This window comes from Streptomyces sp., from assembly GCF_031178505.1.
GTDB classification, from domain to species: domain Bacteria; phylum Actinomycetota; class Actinomycetes; order Streptomycetales; family Streptomycetaceae; genus Streptomyces; species Streptomyces gulbargensis.
On record NZ_JAPSIW010000401.1, the window covers coordinates 1 to 6,395 of the forward strand.

The 6,395-nt window shown below is 74.2% G+C and carries 4 protein-coding genes and 1 tRNA gene; 2 read left to right on the forward strand and 3 right to left on the reverse strand.

From position 1 onward, the window contains the following. The 3 genes from RIF68_RS23375 to RIF68_RS23385 all read right to left on the reverse strand — a co-directional run. Nucleotides 1–394, reverse strand: a 394-nt coding sequence (locus RIF68_RS23375) for a single-stranded DNA-binding protein (protein WP_309053252.1), incomplete at its 3' end; no start/stop codon positions are given. Nucleotides 395–565: 171 nt separating this feature from the next. Next, the gene (locus tag RIF68_RS23380) at nucleotides 566–2,455 is read right to left on the reverse strand and encodes a GTPase (RefSeq protein ID WP_375165066.1); all 1,890 of its coding nucleotides are present in this window, start codon (nucleotides 2,453–2,455) and stop codon (nucleotides 566–568) included. A gap of 1 nt (nucleotide 2,456) precedes the next feature. Then, nucleotides 2,457–4,091: a dynamin family protein gene (locus RIF68_RS23385; RefSeq protein WP_309053253.1), complete on the reverse strand. Its 1,635-nt coding sequence runs from the start codon at nucleotides 4,089–4,091 to the stop codon at nucleotides 2,457–2,459. 301 nt (nucleotides 4,092–4,392) lie between these two features. Between RIF68_RS23385 and RIF68_RS23390 the strand changes: the two genes are divergently transcribed. Together RIF68_RS23390 and RIF68_RS23395 are read left to right on the forward strand one after the other, a co-directional pair. Continuing rightward, a tRNA-Arg gene (locus RIF68_RS23390) sits at nucleotides 4,393–4,465 on the forward strand. A 539-nt stretch (nucleotides 4,466–5,004) separates the two neighbouring features. Continuing rightward, nucleotides 5,005–5,820 (forward strand): DUF3592 domain-containing protein, encoded by an 816-nt coding sequence (locus RIF68_RS23395; RefSeq protein ID WP_309053254.1) that lies wholly within the window; start codon nucleotides 5,005–5,007, stop codon nucleotides 5,818–5,820. Nucleotides 5,821–6,395 lie beyond the last annotated feature (575 nt).

The following is a 6,395-nucleotide window of genomic DNA, read 5'->3' on the forward strand; positions in this document are numbered from 1 at the left end:
TTTCATGTCCCGGGCCCGGTTCCCGCTGGGACTCCGCCCGCGCCGCACGGCGGAAGGCCGCCGTACCCCGCGCCAGGTCGTGCCCGACCGCCAGCGCGTCGATGTCCACGAAGGTCTTGCGCTGTCCGTCGCGCTCGTCCTCCCGCACCCGCAACCTGCCGTGCACCAGCAGCGGTTCGCCGACCGACACCGAGGCGGCGAGGTTGGCGCCGAGCGACCGCCACGCGGACACCGTGTAGAAGCTGGTGTTCCCGTCCGACCAGGTGCCCCGCTCGCGGTCCCAGCGGCGGGCCGTCACCGCGAACCGGAATCGCGCCACCCCGCCCGTCGGCGTCTCCCGGTACTCCACCGCCGTCGCCACATTGCCCACCAGCGTCACGGTCGTCTCGTTCATGGTCCTGTCCCCCATTTCGCACTGCGCGTCCATCCGTTCGCCTTCATGCTGCGACGGCCGGAGAAACGGCGCCGAAGCCTGTGGACGGCCGAAGACCTGGGGACAACTCCCTCACTCGTGCGGGTGATACAGCGGCGGCGGGAAGCTGCCCGCCGCCGCCCCGCACCTCCGCTACCTGCTCCGGGCCCCCGCCCGCGTGGCGCCGAGACGGCCTGCTGCCGGGCGCCCACCGCCCACCACCCGGGCCGCGCCGCCGGAGCTCGCCACCGCCGCGTACTGCTCGCGGACCTCCCGGTAGCGCATCAGCTCGGCCGCGATCGGGTCGAGCACCCGGGCCCTGCCACAGGCGGCGGCCGCCTCGCGCAACCGGCGCTCGGCCTCCTGCCCGTACCGGCGGGCGGGTCCCTTGACCGCGCCCTCGCAGGCCCACTCGACGAGCGGACCGCCCACGATGCCCGCCACCATCACGAGGACGGGCGGCAGCAGTCCCGGCTCCACGACACCCACGATCTGGGCCACCAGCCACAGCGCGCCGAAGATCTGGAGGAGCGTCATCATCGCCTGGACCAGGACGGCGGCCGGCCACCACGCGGGCCGCGGCGGCCGGGCGGCCGGGTCGCCCAGAGTGGCCGTGAGCTCGTCCAGGGCCTCCGGCAGACCGTCGGCCCCACGCGCCGCCGCCTCGCGCACGGCCTGCGCCCAAGGGGCGGGCAGTCCGTGCGAGGCCTCGTCCGCGACGATCCGTACCGCCTGCTCGACACGCTGGCGCGCCGTCAGCTCCGCCTCCAGCGGGGGCTCCACCGCCTGATCACCGCCGCCGTGCGCGCGCAGCCGCTCGTACCAGCGGTAGAGCCTCAGCCAGGGCGTACCGCAGGCCCGGATGGCGCCGCGGCGCCAGACCCGCTCGGCCGCCTCTCCCGCCGCCTGGGCGCCGACGGCGACCGCGAGCCGGTCCGCGAAGTCCTCCCGGGCCCGCTCCCCGAGGCCCGCCCGCCCTTCGGCCACGTAGGTGGGGCGCAGCCGCGTCGCGGCCGCGTCGACGTCGGCGGCGAGCCGGCGCTCGGCGGCGGTGCGTTCCTGGACGAACCGGGCGAGCACGTCGCGCAGTTCGCCCACGCCCTCGCCGGTGAGCGCGGAGAGGGCGAGGACGGTGGCACCGGGTTCGCCGTGCTCGCCGAGGGCCACGCCGTCCTCGTCGAGGAGGCGCCGCAGATCGTCCAGGACGAGGTCGGTGGCCTCGGTGCCGAGCCGGTCGATCTGGTTGAGGACGACGAAGGTGACCTCGGCGTGCCCGGCGAGCGGGCGCAGGTAACGCTCGTGGAGCGCGGCGTCCGCGTACTTCTCCGGGTCCACGACCCAGATGACCGCGTCCACGAGGGCGAGGACACGGTCGACCTGGTCGCGGTGGGCGGTGACCGCCGAGTCGTGGTCCGGGAGGTCGACGAGGACGAGCGGCTGGAGTTCGGTGTCGGCCGCGCCGCCCGCGAGCGGCCGGCGGCGGAGCCGGCCCGGCACGGCCAGCCGGTCGAGGAGGCCGGCGGCGCCCTCGGACCAGCTGAGCGCGATCGGCGCCGATGTGGTGGGCCTGCGCAGGCCCGTCTCGGAGACGGGCACGCCGGCGAGCGCGTTGAAGAGGGTGGACTTGCCGCTGCCGCTGGGCCCGGCGACGGCGATCACGGTGTGCCGGGAGGAGAGCCGCTGCCGGGCGGCGGCCTCGTCCAGGACGCGCCCGGCCTCGGCGAGCGCCTCGGCCTCGACGCGGGTGCGGGAGAGCCCCACGAGCTCGTGGAGGGCGTCGAGCCGCCTGCGCAGGGCGCCGCCGTACTGCCCGCCGAGCGGCGGCAGCGTGTCCTCCTCCCCCTCGGGCGCCGGTCCGTCCGCGCCGGGCGGGGGCGCGGGCGCGGGGCGCCGGTTCGCGCGCCGCGCGATCAGCCCGTCGTCCCACCGGCCGCTTCCGGAGTCGCGCCCGTCGTCGCGGTGCCCCTGCGGGTCGCCGTCGCGGGTGCGGTCGGGTTCGCGGTCGCGCCGGCGGGCCCGGTCCTCGTCCACCACGTCACTCACGTCACTTCTCCTTCTGCAGCACGGAGAGCGCGGCGATCAGCTCCGCCTGCGGCTCGGGGGTCACGTCGAGCGCGTCGAGCGGGGCGAGCCGCAGGTCGCGCTCGGCGTGCAGGACGCGGTCGACGCACGAGAGGACCAGATCGCCGCCCTTGTCGCGGAGGCTCAGGGCGGTCCGGGCGCCGAGCAGCTCGGCGAGCCGCTCCCCGGCGGGCCGGGCGCGCCGCCCCCCGAGGAGGGAGGCGGCGAGGAGCGCGGCGACGGTCTCGGCGTCGGGCAGGGCGGCGCGGGAGGCCCGGGGAGCGCGGGGGCCGCGCGAACCGGTGGGCCGGTCCACCTCCCGTACCTCGTCCTCGGCCAGTTCCTCCAGGATCCGCCGCCAGCGGCGCGCTTCGAGCCCGATCCGTTCCACGGCCTCGCGCCCCCCGCCGGGGGCCTCCGAGGGGAGCTGGGCGGCGGCGGGCTCACGGCGGTGGGCCTCCCGGACGCGCTCGTCGGCGGCGGCCACGGCGCAGTGCAGCAGGGCGGCGAGGGACTCGGTGAGGGCGTCGAGGAGTTCCTCGGCGGTGCTGTCGCGCGGGTAGGCCCGCCAGCGGGTGCGGGCGTCCCCGGCGAGGACGGCGCCGCGGGCGAGTTCGCGGCGGACCCGCTCGCCCTGTTCGCGGTAGGCGGCCTCGACGGCGCCGCCGAGCCGTACCGCCGCCGCGTACTGGGCCGCGACGGCCCCGGCCAGCTCGGGCAGCCGGGTGTCGAGGGAGTCGATCACGCCGGTGGCGGTCCTGGTCACGGCCTGCTGCCGGGCGGCGGGGTCCTCGGCACGGTGGACGAGCCAGGCGCGCAGGGGGGCCACGGCGCTCTCGGGCAGCAGCCCTCTGCCGCCGCCGGTGGACTCGGGCAGTTCGGGAATGGTGAAGCGGGGCACGTCCCCGAGGCCCGCCTTGTCCAGCAGGGCCTCGTACTGCCGGGAGACCTCGCCGATCACCTGGTGGGGGACGCGGTCGAGGACGGTGACGAGGGTGGCGTCGTACTCCTTGGCGGTACGGAGCAGGTGCCAGGGCACGGCGTCGGCGTACCGCGAGGCGGTCGTGACCATGACCCAGATGTCGGCGGCGCACATCAACTCGGCGGCGAGCAGCCGGTTCTCCACGACCAGCGAGTCGATGTCGGGCGCGTCGAGCAGGGCGAGCCCGCGGGGCAGCGAGGAGGCGGTCTCCACACGCAGCGCGTTCTCGTCGGGGGGCTCCTCCGCGGGGTGGTCCTCGTCGGCCTGCGGCAGCCAGACCCGGGTGAGCTGCGGCAGGACCCGCATCCCGGCGAACCAGTGGTGGTCCTCGGGGTGGCAGACGAGCACGGGCGTCCGGGTGGTGGGCCTGAGCACCCCGGCCTCGCTGACCCGCCGTCCCACAAGGGAGTTGACGAGCGTGGACTTCCCGGCCCCGGTCGAGCCGCCGACGACGGCCAGCAGCGGGGCGTCGGGATCTTTGAGGCGGGGGACCAGATAGTCGTCGAGCTGTGCGAGCAGCTCGGCCCGGGTCTGCCGGGCGCGTGGCGCGCCGGGGAGGGGGAGCGGGAGACGCACGGCGGCGACTCGGTCGCGCAGGGCGGAGAGTGCGTCGATCAGCTGAGGCCGTTCGTCCAAGGTCACCACATGCGAAGAATGCCCAATTTATGAGTGTTTTTGAAGCGTATTCCAACCCTGCGCGCCGAAGAGAGGGGCGGCGACGGGCGGCCCGGGCATAACGAGTGCACAACACCCGCCCCGAGCGACGCGAAAAGCGCTGCGCGAATCGCACCTGCCTGCGATTATCGTTCCGCTTCACCGAACCTCCACATCGTGCCACGCAGGTGAAGCACCCGGGCCGAGGGGATCGGAGCCCTATCCTTGTCCGGGCGGGCCCCACCCCACCCACCAGGGCCTCCGGGCCCACGGGCCACCACCGGCCCCCGTAGCTCAGCGGATAGAGCAGGTGCCTTCTAAGCACTTGGCCGCAGGTTCGAGTCCTGCCGGGGGCGCAAGACCGGGACCCTCCTTCGGGAGGGTCCTTTTCGCCGCTCAGGGTGCTTTTCGGTCGAGCCGGAGGGCCGGGCGAGACGCCCCTGACGCCTGGGATCTGTCCGGCCGAATCCGACCAGCGGCGGCCTCCAGCGGCTGCATCTCCCGAAGTTTCCGCACGGGTGCGGCGACGCGAGCGAAGCGGCGGGAGGTGACGGTGATGCCCAGCCGGGCCCCGGAGAGCTGCACGGCCGGCCGGACGGCCCGCAGCGCACCCTCGTCACCGCGCTCCCCCGCCTCGGCGGCCTCACGCCGCCGCCCGACCGGTGACTGCGATACTCCCCGTCGCCACCGCTCGTCGTCCGTCACCAGGGGAACGAATCTTGTCGGCATGGTTCGTCCGCATATCAAGCGTGCTCGCCTACGCGGCGGCGGCCGTCCTCGCCCTCTGGGCGACCGGCCTTCCGGCGGGCCTCCCCCTCCCGGTCCCCGGACTCGTCCCGCTGGCCTGGACCGTGGTCGGTCTGGTGTGGCTGCGGGTGCTCGCACTGAGCCTCTGGTGGGCCGACGACCACTTCGGCTGGTTTCCGCGGCGGGGGACGACAAGCCGTGGAGGACGTCGGCGGTCTCCCTGGAGAAGGGGCCCGCCCGGCTCCGCCGTGAGCGGCCCAGCCCGCTCCGGCGCCTCGCCTCGTTCACGTACGACAGCAATCCGTGGGTCTTCCTGCGCCAATCGCTCGCCTGGCTTCTCGTCGTGCTCGCTGTGGCGGCACTGGGCGGATTCAGCCGTGCTCACACCTCGCACCACGTCCGCTCCCTGGTACAGGCCGGGGCGGCGCACACGACGGCGACGGTGGAAAAGGTCGAGAACATCCACGAGCAGCGCGGCGACGAGGACGAGGTGACGGGCTACAACGCCACCTTGGTCCTGGCCGCACCCGGCGGTGAACAGGTCCGTGTCCAGGGCGCCTCCACTGCCGCGAGGCCCAAGCCGGGTGACCGGGTGGACCTGTTGTGGGCTCCCACCGCACCGGAACTGGGCGGCGTGGTCGAGAAGGGGACGAACCTGGAGCGCTACCTGATCCGCACATGGGGAATCACCCTGTCCAGTTTGGCCTTCGGCCTCCTCCCCCTGCTGCTCGTACTGACCTGCATGCTCCCCGCCGCGATCGGTGCGGGCGCCGGCAGCCTCCAGGAACAGGCGTGGTCCCCGCTGGACCAGACCGTCCACGCCGCCGCGATCACGGGCCTCCTGCTGCTCGTCCTGCCATACCTCTCCGGCACGTTCACCGACGGCGGCGGCACTCTCGGAGCGGCCGGTCTCGGCCTGCCGGCCCTCTACATCGCCATGCCCGTCCGAGCCCTGATGGCTTGAGCCACGCACACGAGGGGTCACGTCCGAGACTCACCACGGTGCGGGTGGTCGACAACTCCTGCACCAGCCGTCCTGACGTCCGGCCGCCCCGAGAGCGCGGCGGCTGCACGAGGACATCGCCCGCGCTGTTCGCAACGGCAAGGAGTGCGGAGCGGCCGAAGGTCACCTGGCCCGTGGTCCGCCGCCGTGCCTCTCGCCATTGCGACGACGGGGAATGTCGCCCGTACACGGCATGAGCGTCGTTGCCCGGGCTGGCCGGCGGGCCGCTTGTGCTCTACGAAGCGAAGAGGCAGGCCACCCGTGCCCATGTCGCTCTACGCCGTCTCCGCTCTCCGCACGCGCCGCACCCCTCGCCCGCAGGTTCCGCCCGCTGACGGAACTGTCGGAGTTGCCGGGGGTTGTCTCGTACAGTTCGTTTTCCGGCTACCCGCGAAGGAATTTGCAGAACCGATAAAACTCCCGACAGTCCCCCGGATGGCGGCTCACGGTCACCCGAATGCCACGCACCGGGGGGATCCGTGGAGGCGTTAACTGGTTATGACAGCAGCATTTCCTGAAAGCTTCATCTCCAGGCG